This is a genomic window from Pseudomonas fluorescens, assembly GCF_041354075.1.
In the GTDB taxonomy this organism is placed as follows: domain Bacteria; phylum Pseudomonadota; class Gammaproteobacteria; order Pseudomonadales; family Pseudomonadaceae; genus Aquipseudomonas; species Aquipseudomonas fluorescens_CE.
In genome coordinates, this window is sequence record NZ_JARZGC010000002.1 from 284,052 (window position 1) to 310,352 (window position 26,301).

Below are 26,301 nucleotides of genomic sequence, written 5' to 3' on the forward strand. Positions count from 1 at the left end.
CTGTGATGCGCTGCTGCCCGTTGCATGGCGCACGCAACAGACGACTGCCCTCCTCCTTCGGCGCAGTTGAACAACAATAGCCGCTACAAGCGAGTGAGGGAGTTTTTCAATGTCGATTGCCCAACGTGTGTTTCATGGCAAATTCGGGCGTGTCGCCTTGCTCAACATGGATCGGCCGCTGGTGACACACACCCACTCCGAGTGCCACGTCCTGGTCAAGGTGTCCGGTGAAGACACGTTCTTCAACGTCAATGGCCGCCTCGTGCCGCTGACGGATCGCACTGCCGTGCTCGTCAACGCCTGGGAGCCGCATTTCTACGCCCCGCAACCTGATACCGGCAACACCCTTATCCTCGCGCTGTACATCGAACCGGCCTGGCTGGCGACCGCGCAACAATCACTGGCACTGAGTGCAAGACCGGATTTTTTCGCCCACCCCTGCATTGACCTGTCGCTGCAGAACCGCCGATTGGCCGACCTGCTCATCGGCGAAATGCACGGCTATGGTCTGGTGCCCAAAGAGCGGATCGAATTCCTGCTGTTCGACTTGCTGATCCAGTTGATCGAAGACTTTTCCCAGTGGCGACGGCTCTGGCAACTGGGTGCACCGACCTATGGCGAGTTCCGCGATGCGCGCATTCGCCGGGGCACGGCGTATCTGCTCGACCACCTCGAAGACCCGGACCTGATCGACAATGCCGCGCGAGCCAGCGGTTTGTCCCGTGCGCATTTTTTTGCCTTGTTCAAGAAAGACACCGGCATGACGCCCACGCTCATGGTCAACGATGCCCGCATGCGCCGCGCATTCACCTGGCTGGAGCACGAGCGCAGCGGCACGCTGGGCCTGCTGTCCGAAAGCCTGGGTTTCTCCGAACAGGGCCACTTCACCCGCTTCTTCCGTCAGCACATCGGCGCCTCGCCCAGCCAGTACCGACGGGTGGTGGACAGTTACGCCGGAAGTTGACCCAGTCACACATTTATTCAGCTGGCTTTTTCCAGCGCCGAAAACAGGCTGACGAATTCCCGTGAGAGCTTGTGTCGCGGGGCCAGGTGAATCATGGGCACCGATGATTCGTGGGATTCGCGCATCTTGATCGTGCTGCTCAGGTAATCCGGCAGCACCGGCAAGCCTTCAGCCACCAGTTCGTCGATGAGTTTCTGGTGCAGACTGGCCCGGGACATGAACTGGTTGACCACCACCCCTTCCACGATCAACGACTCGTTATGGTCGGCCCGCAACTCGGCCACCTGCGTGATGACGTTGTAGAGGGCCTGGCGGGAAAAGGTGTCGCAGTCGAACGGAATCAACACGCGGTCGGCGGCGATCAGTGCGCTGATGGTGTAAAAATTCAGGGACGGTGGCGTGTCGATGTAGATGCGCTCGTAGTCCTCGGACAACGCGGTCAGCAGGCGGCGCAGCTTGTTGATCTTGAACCGCGATTCGAGCTTTGACTGCAGGTCGCACAACTCCTGGCTGGCCGTCACCAGGTGCAGGTTGTCGTAGCGGGTTTCGGTGATCGCCACGTAGTTCTTTTTGCTGGCGGGGCCGCTGGAGAGGGTTTGCTTGAAGAAGTCGGCAATGCCCATCGGGATGTCGTCGCCACGCAGCCCGGTCAGGTAATGAGTCGAATTGGCCTGCGGGTCGAGATCCACCAGCAGGGTCCTGTAGCCTTCGGCGGCAGTGACCGCAGCAAGATTGCAGGCGATGCTGGATTTGCCAACACCGCCTTTTTGGTTGAACACCACTCGACGCATGACCTTACTTCCCTGAAAGAAAACTCCCACATCATAGGAATGAAACATTTCAGTAATATTTCTGCGCGACATTTTTATTGCATATTTAAGACAGCGCGCCACGCCGAGCGCGCCCCGGGCTCGAGGCTCACGTAAGCCGCCGAGGCGCAGAGGTCCGGGATGGCGGGAAACAATGGATCGACGCGCACCCGTCCTGTGAAATAAAGGCATCAGGCATCATTGAGCGCGGATGCTACTGCCGGTCTCCTCCAGTTTCCCGGGCACGTCCGTCGGAAAAGGAAACCTCCACAAGAAATAAATGTCAGTTGAATCATGAGTCAGGTTTTCTGAATGGCAGGTTTTCTGAAACAATCAACAACCGACCCCGGCTATCGTTCCGAGGTTTGTCGGCCCAAGACCCGGAATGTCCGACGTCGCCATCAAGAGATCAGTTTTTAGCATCCATGCCGACACCCTCACTGAATCCCAACGTTCCAACCGTTCTGCAAGACCTGCGGGCCGGTACGGCCGAGCTGCACATCGCGCTGGAAAAGCGTCTGCCGTTTTTCTCGGACTCGTTGAATATCGAAACCTTTACCCGCCTCATGCAAGCCTATTTCGGCTTCTATCGGCCGCTGGAAAGCGCCTTGGGGGAAAGTGGGTTCATCCCCCGGGACTTCAATCTGACGGCGCGATTGAAGACTGCAACGCTGCGCGCCGACCTGCAGGCCCTGGGTCTGCCCACCTCGGCGCTGGACCGTTTGCCGACCTGCGCGACCTTGCCCGTCATCGACTCCAGCGCCGCGTGCCTGGGGGTGTTGTATGTGCTGGAAGGCGCGACGCTCGGCGGTCAGATCCTGCGGCGAGAGATCGCCGAGCGGCTGGCGCTGGACGCAGACAACGGGGCGGCTTTTCTCGATATCTATGGCGCCACCACCGGACGCCGCTGGCGCGAGTTCATTGAATACCTGGGCAGCCGCCCCATGAGTGCCGACGAGCGAGCCGCCGTCGTGGCCGCCGCGCACACCACATTCAGCTGTTTCGAACGCTGGCTCGAAAGCCAGGAGGTTCTGGTATGACCCCACAAGACAAAGACGCTTTTGAAGAACTGCTGGCCAACTGTGCCGATGAGCCGATCCGTTTTCCCGGCGCCATCCAGCCACACGGCCTGCTGCTGACCCTGACCGAGCCAGGGCTGGACATCATTCAGGTCAGCGCCAACGTCGAGACGTTGCTCGCCCTCCCCCCGCAGTCCCTGATCGGCCAACCGCTGGGCGCGCTTCTCGGCGACGCTCACGCCCGGACGGTGAAGCAGGCTCTGGAGCAATCGGCGCTGCTCGATGTACCGCCGATGCTGTTCGAACTCAACAACATGGTGTTCGAAGGCTTTGTGCATCGCCATCAGGGGGTGTTGATTCTCGAACTGGAGATCCACGTCGAGAACTTCCAGCCGCGCAACGTCGCCGGTAACCAGACTCATCTGGGCCGGATGCTCCAGCGCCTGCAAGCGGCCACCACCCTGCAGGCCCTGTACGACATCAGCGTCCGGGAAATCCAGGCCATGACCGGTTATGACCGGGTCTTGATCTACCGGTTCGAAGAAGAAGGCCACGGCCAGGTCATCGCCGAGGCCTCAGACCCGTCGATGGAGGTCTACAACGGCCTGTTCTTCCCAGCCTCGGACATCCCCGAGCAGGCTCGCGAGCTGTACCGCACCAACTGGTTGCGGATCATCCCCGACGCCGATTACGACCCGGTGCCGCTGGTGCCGAAACTGCGTCCGGACATCCAGGCTCCGCTCGACCTGAGCTTCGCCATGCTGCGCAGCGTGTCGCCCATCCACTGCCAGTACATGAAAAACATGGGCGTGCTGTCGTCCATGAGCATCTCGCTGATGAAGGGTGACAAATTATGGGGGCTGATCAGCTGCGGCAATCGTCAGCCGCTGCACGTCCCGCACGAGTTGCGCATGGCCTGCCAGACCATCGGCCAGGTGCTGTCGCTGCAGATCAGCGCGATGGAGTCGCTGGAAATCAGCCGCCAGCGTGAAGCGAAGATGCAGACGCTGGCGCTGCTCAATCAGGCCATGATCGACTCGCCGCAAAACGTCTTCGACGGGTTGGCCGGGCAACCTCTAGCGCTGATGGCCCTGACCGGCGCCGGCGGTATTGCGATCATCGAGGACAAAACGTTGCACCGCTATGGCAACTGCCCCGAACCGCAAGAGATCCGCGCGCTGCACAAATGGCTGCAGGACAGCGGCGAACCGGTGTTCGCCAGCCATCACCTGAGCAGCGTCTACCCGCCCGCCGCCCAATTTCAGCAAGTGGCCAGCGGCGTGCTCGCCATGAGCCTGCCCAAGCCGGTGGACAACGGCGTGCTGTGGTTTCGTCCGGAAGTGAAAGAGAGCATCAACTGGAGCGGAGACCCGAGAAAGCCCCTGGACCTGGAGAACTCCGACGCGGGCCTGCGCCTGCGCCCGCGCACCTCGTTCGAAATCTGGAAGGTCGAGATGGCCGGGATTTCCACCAAATGGAGCCACGGCGACCTCTTTGCAGCCAACGACCTGCGCCGCTCGGCACTGGAAAACGACCTCGCCCGCCAGGTGCGACGCGAGCAGGACGCCGTGCGCGCCCGGGACGATCTGGTGGCGGTGGTCTCCCACGACCTGCGTAACCCCATGACCGTGATCTCGATGCTTTGCGGCATGATGCAGAAGACCTTCAGCTCCGACGGGCCGCACACCTCGCGCCGTATCACCACGGCGATCGACACCATGCAGCAGGCGGCCGCGCGCATGAACATTCTGCTTGAGGACTTGCTCGACACCTCGAAAATCGACGCCGGGCGCTACACCATCACCCCGCAGAAACTCGACGTGCGCCACATGTTCGAAGAAGCGCAGACACTTCTGACTCCACTGGCGCTGGACAAGGACATCAGCATTTCCTTCGAGGCCGATCCCGACCTGAGTATCCATGCCGACCCCGAGCGGCTCTTCCAGGTGCTGTCGAACCTGGTCAGCAACGCCATCAAGTTCACCCCGCGCCTGGGTACCGTCGGCGTGCAGGCGACATCCGTCGGCAACGAAATCGTGTTCACCGTGCGCGACAGCGGCGAAGGCATTCCCAAGGAAAACCTGCCCCATGTGTTTGAACGCTACTGGACGGTCAAGGATGGCAATCCGACCGGGACCGGGCTGGGCCTCTACATCACGCAAGGGATCGTCGAAGCCCATGGCGGCCGCATCGTTGCCGAAAGCGAGCCGGGCGGTGGCGCCCTGTTCAGGTTTACGGTGCCGGCGTCCATTGAGGGTGTTGAATGAGGCGCCGGAGTGCGACTACGCGCGCCGTCAATCCATCACGACCTGCACCGTGACCACCGCAGCCAGCCCCATCAGGCACAGGACACCGAGGGTGTAACTCACCGTTCGCCATGGCTGCAGGCTTGCCAGGTACGTCGCCGTGTGCACGTACCTCGCGGCGGTAAACACACCGCACAGCCAAAGCGTCATGACGCCGGGCGCATCCAGCGCAATCGCCAGCCCCCCCAGCGCGATGAACATCGGGATGTTCTCCAGGTCGTTCCTCCAGGCGCGCATGGCCCGGCTGACTTCCGGCCGCTCCGCCGCCTGGGCTGATCGATTGAAAACGGCAGCGTCTTCCGGATTGATGAACGCGGTAAAGCGAAGCCGGAAGTACCCCTGATAACAGGAAATCGCCAGCATCTTCAGAAACAGCGCCACGACACAGAGCGCATAGGTTGACAGCACGATGCTCATGCCCGACTCCCGTTCGCCAGGCCCTTGACCGCGATGTACAACAACGGTCCGATGGAAACGAACACCGCCGTGACCAGCAGATAAGGCACCACGCCCCGCAACCGGCCGCCTCGCGCGCGGGTATCGTCGATCATCCAGATGCAAGCCAGCGCCGCCATCAGATAGAGATCGATGACGACCTGCGCGGTGTCGGGTCGAGACAACAGTTGAAGGCCGAACGCGACCAGCGACTGATCGGCGAACGCCATCGTCCAACCGGTATAAAGCGCAAAGATCGTCAACACGAACAATGCAAGGTAATGGGTCCTCATCCTCTTCTCCCGGGTGAATGGTCACCCGACAGTAGTGGTAGAGTCGCTCGTACCTCAATGACCTGACAGGTCATGGACGCACTCAACAGGGACAGTCAGAGTCGAAACATGAGCCAAAAACCTTTTCATTCAACCAGCCCGGCTGCCGGCCCGTCCGCCGGGGAACACCTGCGTCGCCTGCGTCGCCAGGCAGGGCTGAGCCAACTGGAGCTTGCGTTGCTCGCGGGCGTATCCCAGCGTCACTTGAGTTGCGTGGAAACGGCTCGCGCCAGGGCCAGTCCGAGCACCCTGCACGCCCTGCTGTCCGCCCTGGACGTGCCCCTCGAGCACTGCAACGAGGTGTTCCTCGCAGCAGGCTACGCCCCCCGCTACGTCGCCTCGGCCAGCGATGCGCCTACGATGAAAATGGTGTCTGACGCAGTCGACCACATCCTGCAGGCCAACAACCCGGCCCCCGCCATCGTCATCAACGGCCATTGGGATGTCACCGCCGCCAACGCCAGCACAGGCCTGCTGTTCGCACTGGTCGGTATCGACGCCGACAGCCTGTCGGGCCTGAACCTTCTGGACACCCTGCTGCGCCCTGGCGGCCTGGGTGAGCACCTGGTCAACGCGCACGAGATACGCGCCATCGCCTGGCAGCGCGCAGCTCGCGAAGCAGTGGCCAATCCCGCACTGGCTCGCCTGTTGCGGGACATGCCCGGCTCGCCGCCTCCGCCGTTGAACACGGCGCCCGCGCCAGTGGTGCTGACACGCGTGCGATCCGGGCACGGCGAACTGAGGTTCCTGTCGACCTTTACCACCTTCGGCATGCCCCTCGACATCACCGTCGCGTCGCTACGCATCGAACACCTGATACCCGCTGACAGCCAAACCTGGCAGATCATGTCGACGGCGTTCGAGCAATGGTCAGCCGGTGGTGGCTGAACGGGACGGCCGCAGAAGGCTGTCGCTGCGGACAAACACCCCCATCGCGCCGAACCCCTGCCCCGCAAAACCCTCAAACCCTCCATTAGATGGCAGAATCTGCGCACATGATCATCAAGGAGGCCACAATGCTTCGTGTGTTTGAACGAAGGCTCGACCCTTTCCCGCCCGACGAGCTGCCACCGCCACCAGTGGGCCTGGCACGGTTCCTGTGGGCCTGCACCCGTGGCGCTCGCGGTTACATCCTGGCGTTTGCGCTGCTCAGCGCCAGCGTGTCGATCTATGAAGCCTGGCTGTTTTCCTTCCTCGGGCAGGTCGTGGACCTGCTCTCGACCTGGCAGGCCGGCGGCGAAGCCCGAATGCAGGAAAGCCGCGTGCTGTGGGGGATCGGCAGCGTGCTGGTCCTCAGCGTTGGGTTGGTGGCGTTGCGCACCATGGTCCAGCACCAGGTGCTGGCGATCAATCTGCCGCTGCGGCTGCGCTGGGACTTCCATCGGCTGATGCTGCGCCAGAGCCTGTCGTTCTTTTCCGACGAGTTCTCCGGGCGGGTCACGACCAAGGTGATGCAAACTGCGCTCGCAGTACGTGAGGTGCTGTTCACCCTCATCGAGATCCTGCCCGGGATCGGCGTCTACTTCATTGCGATCATTGCCCTGGCCGGCGGCTTCGCGCTGAAATTGATGCTGCCCTTCATTCTCTGGATCGCCCTGTTCGGCCTGGCCATGCTGTACTTCGTGCCGCGCCTGGGCAAAGTCGGCCAGGAACAGGCCAACGCCCGCTCGTCCATGACCGGACGCATCTCGGACGCCTACACCAACATCACCACGGTCAAACTCTTCTCGCACTCCAGGCGCGAGGCGCACTTCGCCCGCGCGGCAATGGAAGACTTCAAGCTCACCGGCTTTCGCCAGATGCGCCTGGTCAGCCAGTTCGAAATCGTCAACCAGGCGCTGGTGGTCGGCTTGATCATGGGCGCCGGCGGCTATGCCCTGTGGCTGTGGCATCAAGGCCAGGTCGGCGCCGGTGCCGTGGCGGCGATCACCGCCATGGCGCTGCGCATCAACGGCATGTCCCACTGGATCATGTGGCAGATGACCTCGCTGTTCGAGAGTATCGGTACCGTGCAGGACGGCATGGAAACCCTGACCCGTGGCCCCAAGGTGCAGGACGCCCCGAATGCCGGCGTGCTGGTACCCGCCGGCGGCGCGGTAACGTTCGACAACGTCAGCTTCAACTACAACGGCGAACGCCAGGTGCTCGACAACCTGAGCCTGCACATTCGTCCGGGGGAAAAAATCGGCCTGGTCGGGCGCTCCGGCGCCGGCAAGTCCACGCTGATCAACCTGCTGCTGCGTTTCTACGACGTGGACAGCGGCGCGATTCGCATCGACGGGCAAAATATTGCCGAAGTGACGCAAGACAGCCTGCGCAGCACCATCGGCATGGTGACCCAGGACACGTCCCTGCTGCACCGCTCGATTCGCGACAACATTGCCTATGGCCGGCCCGAGGCAACGGATGCACAGATCCACCAGGCTGCCGTCAATGCACAAGCCGATGGTTTCATCAGCCAGCTCAGCGACAAGCAGGGTCACAGCGGCTACGACACCCTGGTGGGCGAACGCGGCATCAAGCTGTCCGGCGGCCAGCGCCAGCGCATCGCCATCGCCCGGGTCATGCTCAAGAATGCGCCGATCCTGCTGCTGGATGAAGCCACCAGTGCCCTCGACTCGGAAGTCGAAGTCGCCATCCAGGAAAGCCTCGATGAAATGATGCAAGGCAAGACCGTGATCGCCATCGCCCACCGGCTGTCGACGATCGCGGCGATGGACCGGCTGATCGTCATGGATGACGGACGCATCATCGAACAAGGGACGCATGCCGAGTTGCTGGCGAAAAACGGCACCTACGCGCGGTTGTGGCACCACCAGAGCGGCGGGTTCCTGGGTGAGGACCAGGGAGTGGTCGAGGCGGTGGAATAGGGCCATTTGGAGAGGGGTGATTATCGCCCCCTTCGTATCCCCGACCCTGGCGCTCGCGGGCGCCCATTCAAGAAGCGTCAGGATTCAGCGCCGTCACCGAGCGCATTCTGCTGGGAGGAGCATCATGAAAGCGGCTCCACGTCCGTCGCAACTGCCTGGCGGAGGAAAACCCGGCTCGCTCAGCCACGGCCTCGATGTCCAGTTGTGACCCCGTCAACAACTCACGCGCCAAGGCGATGCGCATGCGGTTGACGTAGTCGATCACGCTCATGCCGGTGTGTTCGTTGAACAGTCGCGACAGGTTACGCGTGCTGGCGCCGGCGATGCTCGCCAGTGTCTCCACCGACCATTCCTGGGTGGGGTCTGCCGCCACGGCATCCTGCGCGCGATGGATCGTCGGGTGGATGTGATTGCGACCCTCCAGCCACGGGGACAATTGCGGGTCTGCGCCACCGCGACGCAAGTAGATGACCAGGTGGCGTGCGATGGACAGCGCAATGGCATGACCGGCCTGCTGGGCGACCAGGTGCAGCATCAGGTCGATGCCCGCTGTCACGCCCGCGCTGGTCAAGCGCTCGCCGTCCTCCACGTACAGCCGGTTCTCTTTCACCCGGGCAGAGGGCGCGACTCTGATCAGCTCGGCCACGCAGCCGTGGTGCGTTGTACAGTCACGCCCGTCCAGCAATCCCGCGCGCGCCGCCATCAGCGCGCCCGAGCAGATCGACACCAGACGCATGCCCGGGCGGATAGCCAGTTTCAGCCAGTCGACAATCACCTGCTCCTGCCGATAAGCCTCGGTGCGATCCACGACGGTCTGATCGAGCAGTACGTCGATGGTACCGGGCACCACCACCAGCGCCTCATCCGGCAGACTCGCCGGCAACGGGGCGATGCCGGCAATCTGCAGCCCGATGGAGCTGCCCACCGTCGCCGAAGGGCCGATGTAATTCACCGAGTAGCGCATGGCATCCTGTTCGCTGTTGGCTTTGCGCAGCACCTCCATGGGCCCCGCCAGATCGAGCAGCAGAATGCTCGAAGGGATGACCACGAACACGGGGATTTCCATCAGGGCCGTTTTCACGCCGGACATATTGTGACTCCCTCCGCTAAGGGTATGGCGCAACGATAGCCGCGAAATTGTATAGCTGAAATGCACGAGCCGGACAACGAACGGACAATTCACGCCATTCTCTATCACGGGTGAGGCCAGCGCCGTGTGCCGGCGCGCGTTCCGGCGGTCCCTGGCTATTGATTCCGCAATGTAACAAGTGAAATTCAATTCATGGGCTCTTTCAACTTTCGACCCAGTAATAAGATTGGCGCCGCCCCACCCTTCCTACTGGAGAATCCCGTGAAAAAAACCCTCATTGCTGCCCTGCTGGCCGCGGCCGCCAACTATGCCAACGCCGGCACGGTACTGGTTGTACTGTCGGATCAGGCGCAACTCGACCTCAAAGACGGCCAGGTCATGCAAACCGGTTTCTTCCTCAACGAATTGATGCAGCCGGTGCAGACCTTCATCGAGTCGGGTCAAACCGTCGTGTTCGCCACCCCTGGCGGCAAGGCACCCACCGCCGACCAGAAATCCAACGACGTGAGCTTCTGGGGCGGCGATGAAAAAGCCCGCCAGCAAAGCCTCGCGCTGCTGGCCACGCTGAAGCTGACCTCGAAGACCGACTCGCCTGCCATCAGCTTCGCGCAGGTGCAGAAGATCGGCTACGACAAATTCGATGCCGTGTTCGTGCCTGGCGGCCATATCCCGATGCAGGATCTGCTGAAGGACAAGCAACTGGGCCAACTGCTGACCCACTTCCATGATAAAGGCAAGGTCACCGGTTTCACCTGCCATGGCACCATCGCCATGTTGTCGGCGATCCCGGACGCCCGCGGTTTTGTCTCCGCGCTGGAGTCGGGCAAACAACCGACCGCGCCCGCCAACTGGATCTACAAGGGCTACAACGTCACCGCCTTCACCGACGCCGAAGAAGAGCAGGCCAAAGGTTTCCTCGGCGGCGGCCATATGAAACTGTTCCCGCAGGACGGCCTGACGGCAGCCGGTGCCAAGTTCTCCGAAGCCAAGCCGTGGAGCGAGCACGTGATCGAAGACCGTGAAGTCATTTCCGGTCAGAACCCCCAATCGGCCAAGGCCGTCGCCGTGGCCATGCTGGCGAAGATGAAGTAAGCCCGGGCGGCTGTTTCACGTCAGACCTGACCCATGGCACAGCCGGCATGCGGTACTGCGCCATGGGTCTCGACGACGTCCGCGTTACAGGGTTTGGCCGATCCGTTATGGAGCCCTGACTGCCACCGCCTATACAGTGGAGAACTTCATGCCCTGGACAGTGGACCAGAGCATGAAGGTGCAGCGCATCCTCGCGCCGGCCAATCCTTCGAACGACAAAAAGGCAATTCACGATGAAAGGTTACTGGATCATTCTCGGATCAACCGTCACCGATACGGATGCCCAGCAAGCGTACGCCCGGTTGTGGGCGCCCATCGCTGAACGTTACGGCGCAAAACTCAAAGCGCTGGACCCGGCGGCATTGCTGGAATCGCACACCACCCGCCGCGTACTGGCCGTCGAATTCCCCAGCTACGCCCAGGCGAAAGCTTGCTACGAGGACCCGGCCTACACGCAAGCGAAAGCGTTTGCGTTACGTGCGGCGCAGCGTGAGCTGATCATCATCGAGGGGGATCTGGGGGATTGAAGACGCGCCGAATGCGAATGGCCGCTCCCCTGTAGGAGCGAGCATGCTCGCGATGAACTCCAGAGCACCGCGTGGAATCAGGCTGCTCGCGTCATCGTTGACGACCTTCGCTGGCAAGCCAGCTCCCACAGTTGACGGCGTTCACCCTGCAGGAGCGAGATTGCTCGCGAAGAACGTCCAGGCGCCGCAGGGTGTCAGGCAGCCAGCGTCATCGTTGACGACCATCGTGGACAAGTCCGCTCCTAGGGGGGCCAGGGTGGCGGCGCTGAGAGGTTTCAGCATTTGATCACAAGGATTGAACCTCGCCACACCAACGCTCTCGGATATAAAAATCCCGGGGCGAAAAAGCATGACCATCGAGCAAACGTTGTTGCGCCAGCGCAGGGTGCTTGCCGAATTTGGCGAGCTGGCGCTGGCGTCAGACGACATGGACCTGATTTTCAATGAAGCCTGTCGGTTGGTGGGCGACGCACTGGGCACGCAGATGGCCAAATTCATGGTCCTGCAGGACGATGGCATGACCCTGTTTCTGCGTGACGGTGTTGGCTGGAAGCCTGGCACGGTCGGCCGGGTGCGGGTGCGCGCCGATGCGGGGAGCCCGGAACGCTTCTCGCTGGACACCGGCAACCCGGTGATCTCGACCGACCGAGCCACCGAAAGCCGCTTTCGCTACCACGACTTTCAAATCGACAATGGCGTGCAGGCCTTCGTCAACGTGCTGGTTCATGGCGCCAGCGAAGAGCAGCCGTTCGGCATCTTCGAGGTGGATAGCCGCACGCCTCGCGCGTTCACCGAAGACGACATCGATTTTCTGCGTGGCTACGCCAACCTGCTCGGCGCCGTTCTGCGCCGCTCCATGACCCACAGTGCGATGCGCCTGACCGAGCACAAGCTTCGTGAAAGCGAGCGCCATTACCGGATCGCCGCCGAACTGAATCCTCTTTGGCCCTGGACGGCCGATGATCATGGCGACCTCACGTCGATCGATCAGCGATGGTTTCACTACAGCGGCCTCACTGCGGAACAATCGTTGGGACGACAATGGATCGACGCCGTCCATCCCAGTGACCAGTCCGTGCTGACCACGCCCTGGACCGAGTCACTGCTGACCTTGCAGCCCTTCGACTCGCAGATACGCATCAAATCCCGATCCTCGGAATACCGTTGGTTCAGGGTCCGCGCGTTATGCAGCCTCGACGGCGACGGAAACTGCGAGCAATGGTACGGCACCATCGAAGACATCGACGACCGCGTGCACCTCGAGCGGGCGCTGCGCGACTGGAACGATTTGCTGGAGGATCGGATCGGTCAACGCACGCAGCAACTGGAAACCGAACAGCGCGAGCGCATGACGGCCGAGTCCAAGCTGCGACAGAGTCAGAAAATGGAAGCCGTGGGCCAACTGACCGGCGGGATTGCCCACGACTTCAACAACCTCCTGGCGGGCATCATCGGCAGCCTGGAGCTGATGCAGCGGCGCATGGACAAAGGGCGCTACAACGATCTGTCCCGCTACAACGCCACGGCCATGACTTCGGCGTCCCGCGCCGCCGCCCTGACCCAGCGGCTGCTGGCGTTTTCGCGACAACAGTCACTCAAACCCGAGGTGATCGAACCGCGGCAGGTTATCGCCAACCTGGAAGACATCATCCGCCGCTCGGTAGGCCCCAGCATCGTGGTCGAGTGCGCGTTCAACGCCAATGACCGCATCAAGTGCGACCTCAACCAGCTGGAAAATGCCGTGCTCAACCTGGCCGTCAACGCCCGGGACGCCATGCCCGATGGCGGCAGGCTCAGTCTCAAGGTCGACCGCCACGTCGAGGATGGAACCTCGACGGCGGAAAAGGCCATGCCGCCCGGGGCCTATGTGGCCATTTCGGTGGCTGACACCGGTACCGGGGTCAGCCCGGACATTCTCTCGCGCATCTTCGACCCCTTCTTCACCACCAAGAAAATCGGCGAAGGTACGGGCCTGGGCCTGTCGATGATTTATGGGTTTACCCAGCAGTCGGGCGGACAGGTCAAGGTCAGCAGCACGTTGGATGTCGGGACCACCTTGACCATGTTCTTCCCGATCGACGAATCGCAGCAAGGCGAACTCGACGTCGACGCTGAAGTGCCCGCGCACAACGCGCTGACAGGTCATGGCGAACGTATTCTGGTGGTGGACGATGAGGCGGCGGTCCGCCAGACGGTGTCCGAAGTCCTGGCCGAATCCGGTTACCACGTGACGGAGGCCATCGATTGTGTGTCGGCGCTGAAGCAGGCCGACAAGTTCGACCACCTTGATGTGCTGGTGACCGATATCGGTTTGCCGGGTTTGATGAATGGCATCGGCCTGGCCGTAGAGCTGCGCCGCAAGTACCCGTCGCTCAAGGTGCTGTTCATTACCGGTTTCGCCGGCGGGGCCAGCCTGGTTTCGGTCGACGCGACCACGCAACTGCTGACCAAGCCGTTCCAGATCAATGAACTGAGCGAGCAGGTTCACTCACTGGTACAGGCGAACCCGCCCGTGCTGCCCTGACGCGCCCGTCAGGTCGAATAGATCCCCACCGCCTGACGTGCCGGCGTCTTGAACCGATGCGGCTGCTGCCGCGCCAGTTGCATCTGGACGTCCGCCACGGCATCCAGCACCCGCTGCGCCCAGCGCTGATCATCCGGCTGCACGACCACGACGCGGAAACCGTGGTCGTGGCCTTCCTGGCCCACACCCTCGGAATCATCGACGTGCAGGTCGATATCGAACGCCCTTGGCAGTTTCGAAGGGGCATTGCGCAGACCGCGCTCGGCGATGACACGGTCGTGCCGGGCGCTGTTGACCACACCGTCGACATGGATGCCGTAGAGCATCAGCCAGCGACGGATGTAGGCCGGTGTGCGGCCGGACGAGGTATAGACCCAGACGCTGCAGTCCTGGCGGCGCAGTTCGCGGATCAATTCGCGGGTGCCGGCGCGCAGCGGTTCACCCAGCCAGCGGTGCAGGCAGTCGGGCAAGGTGTTCGGCTCGGCGGCGCTGTGGTGCGGCAGACAGGCCAGGGTGTCATCGATATCGAAGGAGATACGCACGCGCCGACACTCGACCAGCGGAATGAAGGCCTGGGTGGCTTGCCATGCACGATGGGCGCAGACCAGGCTTTTACTTAACAGCGCAGAGCAGCTCATTACGCGCCTCCGTGATGGACGGGCAATTTGGGTTCGTACAGAAAGTACTTGCCCGGGTCCGGTGACTGATCTTCGAGGAAAGCGGCATATTTTTTCTTGATCTTGGGCAATTCATAGAGCGACTTGACGCCATGTTTGGCCGAGTTGCGAATGACCGATGACGGGTTGAAGTAACCCTTGGCGTTGTGCAGGGTGAGCACGAACGGCGGCAACCCGGCGCGCATCAGCAGGTAGCTGACAATCAGCGAGCCGCTGCGGTGGTTGCCTTCGATGAACAGTTGCGGCTTGCTGAGGATGCGCACGTAGACACCGGCGGCACGTTTCCAGATCGACTCGCTGTGATACGCGCAGTACCAGTTGTACAAATCCTTGATGCCGCCTTCGAGGTTGTTGAAAAAGTGCGCTTCGGTGGCCGCCAGGTGCGGCGCGTATTCCAGCCGGCGCGCCGGGTCCTTGCCGCACAGGACGGTGGCGTTGATTTCCAGCATCAGGTTCAGGTTCTGCAGATGAAACAGGTCGACGTCGTTGGCCACGTAATCGTCGATCAGCGCGTAACCGTCCAGCACGTTTTGCAGCACTTCGTCGGTCAAGGGGTCACGCGGCTCGGTGAACTGCGCGCTGAGCTCGACAAAGCGGCTCTGCAACTCGCGCAGTGCACGCTCGATCGCGGGTAGGTCAAGGCGACGCTTGGCAAACATGGACATTCCTGGACGCATGGTGTTTGAGACGCAAAACGGCCGCGTGCCCACCAAAGCCTCTGGCGGCATGCGGCCCCGGCCGGACGCGCTCGATCAGCTGAACTTGCCGCTGATGTAGTCGCTGGTCATCTGTTCGCGCGGGTTATCGAAAATCTGCGTGGTCGGGCCCATCTCCACCAGGTAACCGGTGCGGGTGCCCTGGGAAATGTCCACCGAGAAAAACGCGGTGGTGTCCGCCACGCGGATCGCCTGCTGCATGTTGTGGGTCACCAGGGCGATGGTGTAGTCCTTCTTCAACTCGACCATCAGCTCTTCAACGCGGCGGGTGGCAATCGGGTCCAGCGCCGAGCAGGGTTCGTCGAGCAACAGCACTTCCGGCTCGGTGGCGATGGCGCGAGCAATGCACAGACGTTGCTGCTGGCCACCGGACAGCGACAGGCCACTGACCTTGAGCTTGTCCTTGACTTCATCCCACAGCGCGGCGCCCTGCAGGGCGTGCTTCACACGGTCACCGATGTCGCCTTTGTAGCGGTTCAGGCGCAGGCCGAAGGCGACGTTGTCGAAGATGCTCATCGAGAACGGGTTAGGCTGCTGGAACACCATGCCGATGTAGCGACGCACCACCACCGGGTCAACGCCCTTGCCGTACACGTCCTGGCCAAGGAAATGCACATGACCTTCGAAACGGAAGCCGCGCACCAGATCGTTCATGCGGTTGAGGCTGCGCAGCACGGTACTTTTGCCGCAGCCGGACGGACCGATGAAGCCGGTGATCTTGTTCTTTTCGATCGGCACGTGGCTGTCACGCACGGCCATGAAGTTGCCGTAGAAAATCTTGTCGAGCTTGCAGTCCATGACCACCGGGGCCTGGGTCTCGAACGGGGCAGCTACTTTGAGGGATGTGGCGGTCATAATGGTGGTGCTCCCGTTCTCAATACTTTGGCTTGCCGAAAATTCGGCTCACGACATTCACGACCAGCACGATCATCACCAACACCAGCGAGGCCGCCCAGGCGAGCTCGAGCTGGTTGTCGAACGGCATGCCGGAGAAGTTGTAGATCAATACGGCCAGCGATGCGGTCGGGTTCATCACCGCCAGGCTGCCGTCGTGGACGATCCAGTAGTTGCTGAACAGCGCGGTGAACAGCAGCGGTGCGGTTTCCCCGGCGGCACGGGCCACGGCCAGCATTACGCCGGTCAGGATCGCCGGCAGGCCGGTGGGCAGGATGATTTTCCAGATCACTTGCGAGCGGGTGCAGCCCATGCCGTAGGCGGCGTCCTTCATGATCTTGGGCACCATCTTCATCGACTCTTCAGCCGTGAGCACCACGATCGGCAACATCAGCACGGCCAGGGCGACGCCCCCCGCCGGTGCCGAGTAGGTACCGGTGGTCATCACCACAATGGCGTAGGCAAACACGCCGGCCAGGATCGAAGGCAGACCGGTGAGCATCTTGGCGGCGAAGCGCGCGGCATTGGCCAGCTTGCTGTCCGGGCCCAGTTCGGCCAGGAAGATCGCCGCCATGATGCCGACCGGGACCGCGATGGCGGCCGCGATGCCGACCATCAGGAAGGTACCGGCCATGGCGTTGCCGAAACCACCGCCGGTTTCGAAACCGGTGGGCGGCAGCTCGGTGAACACTTCCAGGCTCAGGCGTGCACCACCACGAGTGATCAGCATGTAGAGCACCGACAGCAGCGGCACGCTGGCAATCACCGCACCCAACCAGACCAGGGTGGTCAGGACCAGGCTGCGCAGGGCGCGACCTTCGAACCGGCGCTGCAGGCTGGGCAGAGCGTTTGTAGGGGTCGTCAGGCTAGTCATTATTTAGTACCACGCTGGGCGTAAACCATGATCATGGAACCGATGACGTTCACCACCAGGGTGATGAACATCAGCACCAGTGCCGCGTACATCAACACCTCGATCTCGGTCGGCCCCGCTTCGGGGAAGTTCAGCGCCAGCAAGGCCGCCAGGGTGTTGGCCGGGGCGAACAGGGACAGGGAAATGTTGTTGGCGTTGCCGACCAGCATCGCCAGGGCCATGGTTTCACCCAGTGCGCGGCCCAGGCCCAGCACCAGGGAACCGAAGATGCCGGTGGCGGCGGATGGCACCATCACCTTGAGAATCGCTTCCCAGTGAGTGGTGCCCATGCCGTAGGCCGCCTGCTTGGTTTTCATCGGAACGGCGGTCAGCGCGTCCTGGGAAACGGCGGCAATGGTCGGCAGAATCATGATGGCCAGTACCAGCGCCGCAGGCAGCAAGCCCGGGCCGCTCAGGGACGTGCCGAAAAAAGGAATCCAGCCAAGCTCGGTGTGCAACCAAGTCGTTAAAGGCCGGATCGCCGGAATCACTACGTAGATGCCCCACAGGCCGTAAACGACGCTGGGGATGGCGGCGAGCAATTCGACGATGGTGCGAAACACGGCGGCCAGCTGGGCGGGCAGAAAATCCTGGGTCAGGAAAATCGCCATGCTGACGCCGAAGAAGCCGGCAATGATCAAGGCAATCAGGGCGCTGTAGAGCGTGCCCCAGATCGCCGGCAAAATGCCGTATTTACCTTGGTTAACGTCCCAGACGCTACCGAACAGGACATCCAGTCCGTGTTTCTCCATACCTGGAAGCGCCTTGACGCCAACCTCGTATACCAGTGCAAACACCACGGCCAGAATCAGTACCACACCGATGCGAGCGAGCGCACGGAAGGTCCGATCAACCAGGAAGTCCTTCGTGGACGGTGGTTTGCAGGCAGAGTCCGGATTGACCGGTACGACAAAAGGTTTGTTCATGGGCTGAATCCGGAACGGTGGGGGAAACTCCCCCGGCGCGGCTGACAGCACACACCGGGAGAGGCCACGCGGGTGTTACTGGATGTTGGCGGAAGCCTTGCGAACTTGATCAACAACCGACTTCGGCAGCGGGATGTAGCCCATCGAGTCAGCGATTTCCTGGCCTTTGGTCAGGCTGTACTCGACCATTTCACGCATGGCCTTGGCCTTTTCCGGGCTGTCGTTCTTCTTGCGGAAGATCATCCAGGTGTAGGAAGTGATCGGGTAAGCCTTGGCGCCATCCGGATCAGGCAGCCAGGACACCAGGTTTTCCGGCATCTTCACCGCCGCCAGGGCTTCGGCACCGCTTTCTGCGTTAGGCACCACGTATTGGCCGGCCTTGTTCTGCAGAACAGCGAAGTCAACCTTGGCCAGTTTGGCGAAGCCGTATTCGATGTAACCGATGGCGCCCGGGGTCTGGCGAACGGTGGCGGTCACGCCATCGTTCTTCGGCGACTTGATGAATTTGTCGCTGGCAGGCCAGTTGACGGTGTTGCCTTCACCCAGATCGGATTTGAAGGTGGTGTTGATGGCCGACAGGTGCTTGGTGAACACAGCGGTGGTACCGCTGGAGTCGGCACGCACGACCACGGTGATCGGCATGTCAGGCAGTTTCAGGTCCGGGTTGGCAGCGGCGATCTGCTTGTCGTTCCAGTTCGTGATCTTGCCCAGGAAGATGTTGGAGTACACATCGCGTGGCAGTTTCAGGCCTTTAGGGCTGCCTGGCAGGTTGTAGGCCAGGACGATTTCACCGGCGGTCATCGGCAGCAGTTGCACGCCTTCGGCAACCTTGGCGATGTCTTCGTCTTTCATGGCCGAGTCACTGGCGGCGAAGTCGACGGTCTTGTTCAGGAAGTCCTGTACACCCGCCCCGCTCCCCTTGGACTGATAGTCCACGGTGACGCCCGCCGTGTTTTTGCTGAAGTCCTTGAACCAGGTAAGGTAGATCGGCGCCGGGAAGCTGGCACCCGAACCGGTCAGACGTACGCTTTCCGCAGCGAAGGACACCGAGGTGGCACACAGGGAAACTGTAACGGCCAGCGCAGCCGACTTAAACAAACTCTTCATCAAAAAAACTCCATGGGTTTGACGGGGCCATGGCACTTTGCACTTCAATTGTTAAAGGTTTATGACAAACGCAAGGCAGGCGATCAGTTGTACGACCTTTCTGTCATCTAACTGGAAAGATCAACGGTCGAGGGCAGTCATCCAATCGACACAAAGCCGCCCTAAGGTGGGGACAGGCGCCGTCCCACGGACGCGCGCTCCAGCCAAAGATCGACCCGGGACAGCGCATGAAGGCAATGGATACCGCTACGGCTAAAAGGAAGGGCATCAAGCTGCGTGCCACGGTGATCTACCGTCGCGATGGCGAAGTGCTGTTTGTGCGCAAGCGCCATTCCAAATGGAACCTGCCGGGTGGCACGGTGGAGCGCGACGAAACGCCCCTGCAGGCGGCTCGCCGGGAGATGGCGGAAGAGACCGGCCTGTCCTTCGAGGAATTGCATTACATCGCCGAATTCCGCGAGAACAAGGTCATCCATTACCTGTTCGAAGCCCGGACCACCGCCTCCAAACCCCGCCCCTGCAATGAAATCGACGCCTGCCGCTGGATCAAGCCCAAGCAAGTATCAAAACGCCGGGTACGGCGACCGATCAAGACCATTCTCAAGCGTTGCGCCTGACACCCAGCGGTGTTGCGAAGTCCATCGCGAGCATGCTCGCTCCTACAGTGGAGCGAGATCAACGGTTCAGGTTGGCCCGGGCGCTGTGCAGCTTTTTATAGCTGTCGATCAGGCGCAGATGGCGGTCGAGCCCTTCGAGCTTCATGCTGGTCGGTGTCAGGCCATGGAAGCGCACGCTGCCGTTCACCGAGCCGATCGCCGCGTCCGTGCGCTCGTCGCCGAACATGCGCCGGAAGTTGGCTTCGTAGTCCGCCAGTTCCAGGTCTTCGTCCAGCTCCATCTCCAGCACCACATTGACCGCCTGGTAGAACAACCCGCGTTCGACCGTGTTGTCGTTGTATTGCAGGAAGGCTTCCACCGCTTCCTTCGCTTCTTCATATTGCTGCAAGGCGAGGTAGATCAGCGCTTTCAGTTCGAGGATCGTCAACTGCCCCCAGGCGGTGTTGTCGTCGAACTCGATGCCGATCAGGGTGGTGATGTCGGTGTAGTCGTCCAGCTCGCTTTCCACCAGGCGCTCGACCAGGTCCTGCAACTGCGCTTCGTCCAGGCGATGCAGGTTGAGGATGTCCTCGCGGAAGAACAGCGCCTTGTTGGTGTTGTCCCAGATCAGGTCATCGACCGGGTAGATTTCCGAGTAATCCGGCACCAGGATGCGGCAGGCCGTGGCGCCGATGTGCTCGTACACCGCCATGTAGGATTGCTTGCCCATGCTCTCGAGAATACCGAACAGCGTCGCGGCCTCCTCGGCGTTGGAGTCTTCACCCTGACCCGAGAAGTCCCATTCCACGAACTCGTATTCCGGCTTGGCACTGAAGAAGCGCCACGACACCACGCCGCTGGAATCGATGAAGTGCTCGACGAAGTTGTTCGGCTCGGTCACCGCGTGGCCTTCGAAGGTCGGCTGCGGCAGGTCGTTGAGGCCTTCGAAGCTGCGGCCCTGCAGCAACTCGGTCAGGCTGCGTTCCAGCGCCACTTCCATGCTCGGGTGTGCGCCGAACGAGGCAAACACGCCGCCCGTGCGCGGGTTCATCAAGGTCACGCACATCACCGGGAATTCGCCGCCGAGCGACGCATCCTTCACCAGCACCGGGAAACCCTGGGCCTCCAGGCCCTGGATCCCCGCCAGAATCCCCGGGTACTTGGCCAGCACCTCGGCCGGCACATCCGGCAGGGCGAATTCGCCTTCGATGATTTCGCGCTTGACCGCGCGTTCGAAGATTTCCGACAGGCATTGCACCTGGGCTTCCGCCAGGGTATTGCCGGCGCTCATGCCGTTGCTCAGGTACAGGTTTTCGATCAGGTTGGACGGGAAGTACACCACCTCGCCGTCGGACTGACGCACGAACGGTAACGACACGATGCCGCGGGCTTCATTGCCGGAGTTGGTGTCGTACAGATGCGAGCCGCGCAGCTCGCCCTCGCGGTTGTAGATCTTCAGGCAATAGGCGTCGAGGATTTCCGCCGGCAGCTCGTCTTTGGGGCCCGGCTGGAACCAGCGCTCATCCGGGTAGTGCACGAACGGCGCGTTGGCGATCTCCTCGCCCCAGAACTGGTCGTTGTAGAAGAAGTTGCAGTTCAGGCGCTCGATGAACTCACCCAGCGCCGAGGCCAGTGCACTTTCCTTGGTCGCGCCCTTGCCGTTGGTAAAGCACATCGGCGACTGCGCATCGCGGATGTGAAGCGACCAGACGTTGGGCACGATATTGCGCCACGACGCAATCTCGATCTTCATGCCCAGGCCGGCGAGGATGCCCGACATGTTGGCGATGGTCTGCTCCAGCGGCAGGTCCTTGCCGGCAATGTAAGTGCTCGCGTCTGCCGCCGAACTCGGCATCAACAGTGCCTGGGCATCGGCGTCGAGGTTCTCGACCTCTTCGATCACGAACTCCGGCCCGGCCTGGACCACCTTCTTCACCGTGCAGCGGTCGATGGAACGCAGAATGCCGAGGCGGTCCTTCTCGGAGATGTCGGCCGGCAGTTCAACCTGGATCTTGAAGATCTGGTTGTAGCGGTTTTCCGGATCGACGATGTTGTTTTGCGACAGGCGAATGTTGTCGGTGGGGATATTGCGGGTCTCGCAGTACAACTTCACGAAGTAGGCCGCACACAACGCCGACGATGCCAGGAAGTAGTCGAACGGCCCCGGAGCCGAACCGTCGCCCTTGTAGCGAATCGGTTGATCGGCGATCACCGTGAAGTCGTCGAACTTGGCCTCAAGCCGGAGGTTGTCGAGAAAGTTGACCTTGATTTCCATAGGGGATTACCAGAATAACGAGCCAAAACGAATTGGCCGCCATTATCCGGCTTTTCCCGCAGAAGTCCTGCGCTTTCATCAGAGGCCGCCGACCGGTCCCGGATACCGCCCGCCGAAGGTTTGTGTATCGCAATGTATCTGGCCGCGTTCTGGATACATGAGTTTTCACCCGGCCGGCAATTGGACATAGCCCGGATACGTCACCGCGCTTCAATGCACCCAAGGTTTCAAGAGGCTCATCCCGACCTCCTGGCCAACGGCTCGCAACGGAGACATCAGCATGAAGATGGCACTGCACAACACCCCCGGCACCCACCGCCGCCGTCTGGTCGGTTCGTCGATCCTCGCCGTCGCCCTGTTCGGCGCGTTGGGCACAGCCCAGGCGCAAACGTCGACCCAGCCCGCCACGGCCCAGGCCAGCGTCAGCTACTCGGCGCCCTCGCCCTTCGGCCCGCTCAAGCACATCAAGGCCGGCCTGCTGGACGTGGCCTACGCCGAAACCGGACCGGCCAATGGCCCGGTGGTGATCCTGCTGCACGGCTGGCCGTATGACATTCACAGCTATGACGACGTCGCGCCGATCCTCGCTGCCAAGGGCTACCGCGTGTTGATGCCCTATGCCCGTGGTTATGGCGACACCCAGTTCCTCTCCAAAAAGACCCTGCGCAACGGCCAGCCAGCCGCACTGGCCAGCGACGTCATCGACTTCATGGACGCGCTGAAGATCAAGCAAGCAGTGCTCGGAGGCTACGACTGGGGCGCACGGACCGCCGACATCGTTTCGGCCCTGTGGCCAGAGCGGGTCAAGGCGCTGGTCTCGGTCAGCGGCTACCTGATCGGCAACCAGGCGGCCGGCCAGAACCCGCTGCCGCCCAAGGCCGAATTGCAATGGTGGTACCAGTTCTACTTCGCCACCGAACGCGGTCGTGCCGGTTACGAGAAAAACACCCATGACTTCGCCAAGCTGATCTGGCAACTGGCTTCGCCACAATGGGCCTTCGACGACGCCACCTTCGACCGCAGCGCCAAGGCACTGGAAAACCCCGATCACGTCGACATCACCGTGTTCAACTACCGCTGGCGCCTGGGCCTGGTCCAGGGCGAAAGCCAGTACGAAGCGCTCGAGCAGAAACTGGCCACCTCGCCGTCCATCGGCGTACCGACCATCACCCTCGAAGGCGACGCCAACGGCGCCCCGCACCCCAAACCCGAGGACTACGCCAAACGCTTCACCGGCAAATACGAGTTCCGCCTGATCAGCGGCGGCATCGGCCATAACCTGCCACAGGAAGATCCGAAGGCGTTCGCCCAGGCCGTGATCGACGCCGATCACCTCTGAGCGCACTCACCGAGTTCGATGGCTGTAAAAAAAGGCTCGTTGCTGCAACGAGCCCTTTTCGTCTTTCGATCATCAGTCGAGTAACGAGATCAGGCGCGGATCGATCACGGTCTCCGACACCTCCAGCACGGCCAGGGTGACCGGTAACTTGAAACGCCGGCGACCCGCGCTGCCGGGGTTGAGATACAAACGCTGGCCGCGCCATTCGATATTCGGTTTGTGCGAGTGGCCGGTTATCACCAGCCTGATGGTCGCGTCCAACTCGGCCGGGACATCGGCAATGTCGTGCACCAGCAGTGTTTCCCAGCCTGCGATATCGAAACGCAGAGCGTCAGCGATGTCTTGCGCCCACTCGGCCTTCAGGTCGTTATTACCGCGCACGACGTACAGCTGCGCGATTGCCCGCAGTTGATCCAGAATGTCCGGATGGCCGATGTCGCCGGCATGGACGATCCGCTCACAGCCCTGCAACGCAGCAAGCGCCTCGGGACGGAGCAGACCGTGGGTGTCCGAGATGACGCCGATTTTCATGCGGTGGTCCCCTGTAGGAGCGAACCTCAGGCTTTGGCGGCCATTGCGGTCACTTCCACGCGCATGCCTTCCACCGCCAGGGCGGCGACGCCGACGGCGGCGCGAACCGGCCACGGTTTGGCGAAGAAGCGTTTGTACACTTCGTTGAACGCGGCACGGTCGGCCATGTCGGTGAGATAGATGGTCAGGTGCAGGACGCGGTCCATGGAACTGCCGGCGCGTTCCAGGGCCACTTTCAGCGCCTGCAACGTGCACTCGCTTTGCAGGGTGATGTCACCCAGTTCCAGGCTGCCATCGGCACGGGTCGGGATCTGGGTCGAAACCAGAATGCCGCCAAAACCGGCCACGTCGGAAGAGATGGAATCCGCATCCGGATCGGGGGTGAAAGCGATGTCTTGGTTGGCCATGGGCGTCTCTTGTGCGAGGGATGAAGGAGGCCGCCAGTCTACAGAACTGCGCTCTGCCTCAGTTATTTATACTCAAATGCCAGCTTAATAATATTTTACCGATACAGGGGTCATCCCTAGTCTTGAGCCCAAGAAATGGCAGGCCGTTCGCGTCCTCACTCCAACTCGAAGGGTACAGAGATGACCACCGAAAAAGTAACGACAGACACGCTGATTGTCGGCGCGGGTCAGGCCGGCGTGGCCATGAGTGAACACCTGAGCAAACTGGGCGTGCCGCACCTTGTGCTGGAGCGCAACCGCATCGCCGAGCGCTGGCGCTCCGGGCGCTGGGATTCGCTGGTGGCGAATGGTCCGGCCTGGCACGACCGTTTTCCGGGCCTGGCCTTTGCCGATCTCAGCCCCGACGCGTTTGCCCCCAAGGAACGGGTGGCCGATTACTTCGAAGCCTATGCCCGCCAGTTCAACGCACCGATCCGCACCGGCGTGGACGTGCTGAAGGTCGAGCGCAATGTCGGCCGCCCGGGGTTCACCATTGAAACCTCCGACGGTGTGATCGAAGCCAACCGCGTGGTGGCCGCCACCGGCCCCTTCCAGCGTCCGGTCATCCCGCCGATCGCCCCGCAGGATCAAGCCTTTTTGCAGATCCACTCCGCCGACTATCGCAACCCGGCGCAACTGCCCGAAGGGGCGGTGCTGGTGGTCGGTGCCGGCTCTTCCGGGGTGCAGATCGCCGATGAATTGCAGCGCTCCGGCAAGCAGGTCTACCTCTCCGTGGGCGCCCACGACCGCCCGCCTCGCGCCTACCGCAACCGCGATTTCTGCTGGTGGCTGGGGGTGCTCGGCGAGTGGGATCAAGCGGCGATGAAGCCGGGTCGCGAGCACGTCACCATCGCCGTGAGCGGTGCCCATGGCGGGCGCACGGTGGACTTCCGTGAACTGGCCCATCGCGGCATGACCCTGGTCGGCCTGACTCAGTCGTTCGAAGGCGGGGTCGCCACGTTTCAGCCCAACCTAGCGGAGAACCTGGCCCGAGGCGACGAGAACTACCTGGCGCTGCTCAACGCCGCCGACGCCTACATCGAGCGCAACGGCCTGGACCTGCCGCCCGAACCGCAAGCGCGCATCACCTTCCCGGACCCGGCCTGCGTCACGCAGCCGATCCTGCAACTCGACCTGGCCAAGGCCGGCGTGACCTCGATCATCTGGGCCACCGGTTTTGCCACCGACTACAGCTGGCTGAAGGTCAACGCCTTCGACGACCAGGGCAAGCCGCAGCATCAACGCGGTGTATCGAGCGAACCGGGCGTGTATTTCCTGGGCTTGCCGTGGCAGTCGCGGCGCGGATCGTCGTTCATCTGGGGCGTCTGGCATGACGCCAAGTACGTGGCCGATCACATCGCGATCCAGCGCTCCTACCTCGACTACCACGATGCCGCGCTACGCGCGACGCAAGTCGTCCCGCCCGCCGCCAAGAAAACCGTCAGCGCTTAATCGTTCAGGAGCTTGAAATGGCCACGCCAACGCACACCCGCATTCGCATGTTCAACACCCGGGAAACCTACCCGAACCAGAGCCTGGACAACGACCTGTGCCAAGCGGTTCGCGCCGGCAACACCGTGTATGTCCGGGGCCAGGTCGGCACCGATTTCGAAGGCCGGCTGGTGGGCCTGGGTGACCCGCGCGAACAGGCCGAACAGGCCATGCGCAACGTCAAGCAGCTGCTCGAAGAGGCCGGCAGCGACCTGAGCCACATCGTCAAAACCACCACTTACCTGATCGACCCGCGCTATCGCGAGCCGGTGTACCAGGAGGTCGGCAAATGGCTCAAGGGCGTGTTCCCGATTTCCACCGGGCTGGTGGTCTCTGCGCTGGGGCAGCCGCAGTGGCTGATGGAGATCGATGTGATTGCGGTGATTCCCGAGTGAGACCGCGTCGCTTCCATCGCTGGCGAG

Annotated in this window: 25 protein-coding genes; 12 read left to right on the forward strand and 13 right to left on the reverse strand. The window is 61.9% G+C overall.

Annotation, left to right across the window (positions count from 1 at the left end; translation table 11 throughout):
* Positions 1 to 109: 109 nt before the first annotated feature.
* Positions 110 to 964 (forward strand): AraC family transcriptional regulator, encoded by an 855-nt coding sequence (locus QIW53_RS03570; RefSeq protein WP_371048312.1) that lies wholly within the window; start codon positions 110 to 112, stop codon positions 962 to 964.
* Positions 965 to 981: 17 nt separating this feature from the next.
* Here the strand turns inward: QIW53_RS03570 and QIW53_RS03575 are convergent, their stop codons facing one another.
* Positions 982 to 1,755: a ParA family protein gene (locus QIW53_RS03575; RefSeq protein ID WP_371048313.1), complete on the reverse strand. Its 774-nt coding sequence runs from the start codon at positions 1,753 to 1,755 to the stop codon at positions 982 to 984.
* Positions 1,756 to 2,198: 443 nt separating this feature from the next.
* Between QIW53_RS03575 and QIW53_RS03585 the strand changes: the two genes are divergently transcribed.
* Both QIW53_RS03585 and QIW53_RS03590 read left to right on the forward strand, forming a co-directional pair.
* Complete coding sequence (locus QIW53_RS03585; protein WP_371048314.1) at positions 2,199 to 2,813, forward strand: biliverdin-producing heme oxygenase; 615 nt, start codon at positions 2,199 to 2,201, stop codon at positions 2,811 to 2,813.
* Positions 2,810 to 5,059, forward strand: a complete 2,250-nt coding sequence (locus tag QIW53_RS03590) for an ATP-binding protein (RefSeq protein ID WP_371048315.1) — start codon at positions 2,810 to 2,812, stop codon at positions 5,057 to 5,059. The genes QIW53_RS03585 and QIW53_RS03590 overlap by 4 nt, the downstream gene beginning before the upstream one ends.
* 27 nt (positions 5,060 to 5,086) lie before the next feature.
* Here the strand turns inward: QIW53_RS03590 and QIW53_RS03595 are convergent, their stop codons facing one another.
* Entirely contained in the window at positions 5,087 to 5,515 is a 429-nt protein-coding gene (locus tag QIW53_RS03595) for an MAPEG family protein (protein ID WP_192303531.1), read from the reverse strand.
* Positions 5,512 to 5,826 carry a DUF2834 domain-containing protein gene (locus QIW53_RS03600; RefSeq protein ID WP_371048316.1) on the reverse strand — a complete coding sequence of 105 codons (315 nt, stop codon included), beginning with the start codon at positions 5,824 to 5,826 and terminating at the stop codon, positions 5,512 to 5,514. Before QIW53_RS03600 ends, QIW53_RS03595 begins: the two co-directional genes overlap by 4 nt.
* A 108-nt stretch (positions 5,827 to 5,934) precedes the next feature.
* On the opposite strand from QIW53_RS03600, the gene QIW53_RS03605 reads away from it, so the two are divergent.
* Positions 5,935 to 6,753, forward strand: coding sequence for a helix-turn-helix domain-containing protein (locus QIW53_RS03605; protein WP_371048317.1), 819 nt, complete (start codon positions 5,935 to 5,937; stop codon positions 6,751 to 6,753).
* 128 nt (positions 6,754 to 6,881) lie between these two features.
* Positions 6,882 to 8,735 carry an ABC transporter ATP-binding protein gene (locus QIW53_RS03610; protein ID WP_371048318.1) on the forward strand — a complete coding sequence of 618 codons (1,854 nt, stop codon included), beginning with the start codon at positions 6,882 to 6,884 and terminating at the stop codon, positions 8,733 to 8,735.
* Positions 8,736 to 8,802: 67 nt separating this feature from the next.
* Here the strand turns inward: QIW53_RS03610 and QIW53_RS03615 are convergent, their stop codons facing one another.
* On the reverse strand, positions 8,803 to 9,825 hold the full coding sequence (locus QIW53_RS03615) for a GlxA family transcriptional regulator (RefSeq protein WP_371048319.1): 1,023 nt from the start codon (positions 9,823 to 9,825) through the stop codon (positions 8,803 to 8,805).
* 261 nt (positions 9,826 to 10,086) lie between these two features.
* Here QIW53_RS03615 and QIW53_RS03620 point away from each other — a divergent pair, with 261 nt between their 5' ends.
* The 3 genes from QIW53_RS03620 to QIW53_RS03630 all read left to right on the forward strand — a co-directional run bounded on the left by QIW53_RS03620 (position 10,087) and on the right by QIW53_RS03630 (position 13,968).
* Positions 10,087 to 10,917: a type 1 glutamine amidotransferase domain-containing protein gene (locus QIW53_RS03620; RefSeq protein ID WP_371048320.1), complete on the forward strand. Its 831-nt coding sequence runs from the start codon at positions 10,087 to 10,089 to the stop codon at positions 10,915 to 10,917.
* Positions 10,918 to 11,150: 233 nt separating this feature from the next.
* A complete protein-coding gene (locus tag QIW53_RS03625) occupies positions 11,151 to 11,444 on the forward strand; it encodes a DUF1330 domain-containing protein (RefSeq protein ID WP_371048321.1) in 294 nt (97 codons plus the stop codon).
* A 349-nt stretch (positions 11,445 to 11,793) separates the two neighbouring features.
* Complete coding sequence (locus tag QIW53_RS03630; RefSeq protein ID WP_371048322.1) at positions 11,794 to 13,968, forward strand: ATP-binding protein; 2,175 nt, start codon at positions 11,794 to 11,796, stop codon at positions 13,966 to 13,968.
* A gap of 8 nt (positions 13,969 to 13,976) precedes the next feature.
* Here QIW53_RS03630 and QIW53_RS03635 read toward each other — a convergent pair whose 3' ends face one another.
* The 6 genes from QIW53_RS03635 to pstS form a co-directional block, all read right to left on the reverse strand.
* On the reverse strand, positions 13,977 to 14,606 hold the full coding sequence (locus QIW53_RS03635; protein ID WP_371048323.1) for a hypothetical protein: 630 nt from the start codon (positions 14,604 to 14,606) through the stop codon (positions 13,977 to 13,979).
* Positions 14,606 to 15,304 (reverse strand): hypothetical protein, encoded by a 699-nt coding sequence (locus QIW53_RS03640; RefSeq protein WP_371048324.1) that lies wholly within the window; start codon positions 15,302 to 15,304, stop codon positions 14,606 to 14,608. The genes QIW53_RS03635 and QIW53_RS03640 overlap by 1 nt, the downstream gene beginning before the upstream one ends.
* A gap of 93 nt (positions 15,305 to 15,397) precedes the next feature.
* The gene (pstB, locus tag QIW53_RS03645) at positions 15,398 to 16,159 is read right to left on the reverse strand and encodes a phosphate ABC transporter ATP-binding protein PstB (protein ID WP_368554561.1); all 762 of its coding nucleotides are present in this window, start codon (positions 16,157 to 16,159) and stop codon (positions 15,398 to 15,400) included.
* Positions 16,160 to 16,235: 76 nt separating this feature from the next.
* Positions 16,236 to 17,129, reverse strand: a complete 894-nt coding sequence (gene pstA / locus QIW53_RS03650) for a phosphate ABC transporter permease PstA (protein WP_371048325.1) — start codon at positions 17,127 to 17,129, stop codon at positions 16,236 to 16,238.
* Entirely contained in the window at positions 17,129 to 18,094 is a 966-nt protein-coding gene (pstC, locus tag QIW53_RS03655) for a phosphate ABC transporter permease subunit PstC (RefSeq protein ID WP_371048326.1), read from the reverse strand. Before pstC ends, pstA begins: the two co-directional genes overlap by 1 nt.
* Positions 18,095 to 18,169: 75 nt before the next feature.
* A complete protein-coding gene (gene pstS / locus QIW53_RS03660; RefSeq protein WP_371048327.1) occupies positions 18,170 to 19,201 on the reverse strand; it encodes a phosphate ABC transporter substrate-binding protein PstS in 1,032 nt (343 codons plus the stop codon).
* Between the two features lie 227 nt (positions 19,202 to 19,428).
* On the opposite strand from pstS, the gene QIW53_RS03665 reads away from it, so the two are divergent.
* Positions 19,429 to 19,818 (forward strand): NUDIX hydrolase, encoded by a 390-nt coding sequence (locus QIW53_RS03665; RefSeq protein WP_371048328.1) that lies wholly within the window; start codon positions 19,429 to 19,431, stop codon positions 19,816 to 19,818.
* A 58-nt stretch (positions 19,819 to 19,876) separates the two neighbouring features.
* On the opposite strand, the gene QIW53_RS03670 is transcribed toward QIW53_RS03665, so the two are convergent.
* A complete protein-coding gene (locus QIW53_RS03670; RefSeq protein ID WP_371048329.1) occupies positions 19,877 to 22,072 on the reverse strand; it encodes an OsmC domain/YcaO domain-containing protein in 2,196 nt (731 codons plus the stop codon).
* A 280-nt stretch (positions 22,073 to 22,352) separates the two neighbouring features.
* Between QIW53_RS03670 and QIW53_RS03675 the strand changes: the two genes are divergently transcribed.
* Positions 22,353 to 23,411, forward strand: coding sequence for an alpha/beta fold hydrolase (locus QIW53_RS03675; RefSeq protein ID WP_371048330.1), 1,059 nt, complete (start codon positions 22,353 to 22,355; stop codon positions 23,409 to 23,411).
* A 72-nt stretch (positions 23,412 to 23,483) separates the two neighbouring features.
* Here QIW53_RS03675 and QIW53_RS03680 read toward each other — a convergent pair whose 3' ends face one another.
* Positions 23,484 to 23,942: a metallophosphoesterase family protein gene (locus QIW53_RS03680; protein ID WP_371048331.1), complete on the reverse strand. Its 459-nt coding sequence runs from the start codon at positions 23,940 to 23,942 to the stop codon at positions 23,484 to 23,486.
* Between the two features lie 26 nt (positions 23,943 to 23,968).
* Positions 23,969 to 24,349, reverse strand: coding sequence for a RidA family protein (locus QIW53_RS03685; protein WP_192303617.1), 381 nt, complete (start codon positions 24,347 to 24,349; stop codon positions 23,969 to 23,971).
* Positions 24,350 to 24,484: 135 nt separating this feature from the next.
* Here QIW53_RS03685 and QIW53_RS03690 point away from each other — a divergent pair, with 135 nt between their 5' ends.
* Both QIW53_RS03690 and QIW53_RS03695 read left to right on the forward strand, forming a co-directional pair.
* Positions 24,485 to 25,840, forward strand: coding sequence for a flavin-containing monooxygenase (locus tag QIW53_RS03690; protein ID WP_371048332.1), 1,356 nt, complete (start codon positions 24,485 to 24,487; stop codon positions 25,838 to 25,840).
* A 17-nt stretch (positions 25,841 to 25,857) separates the two neighbouring features.
* Entirely contained in the window at positions 25,858 to 26,274 is a 417-nt protein-coding gene (locus QIW53_RS03695) for a RidA family protein (RefSeq protein WP_371048333.1), read from the forward strand.
* The last annotated feature ends 27 nt before the right edge of the window (positions 26,275 to 26,301 follow it).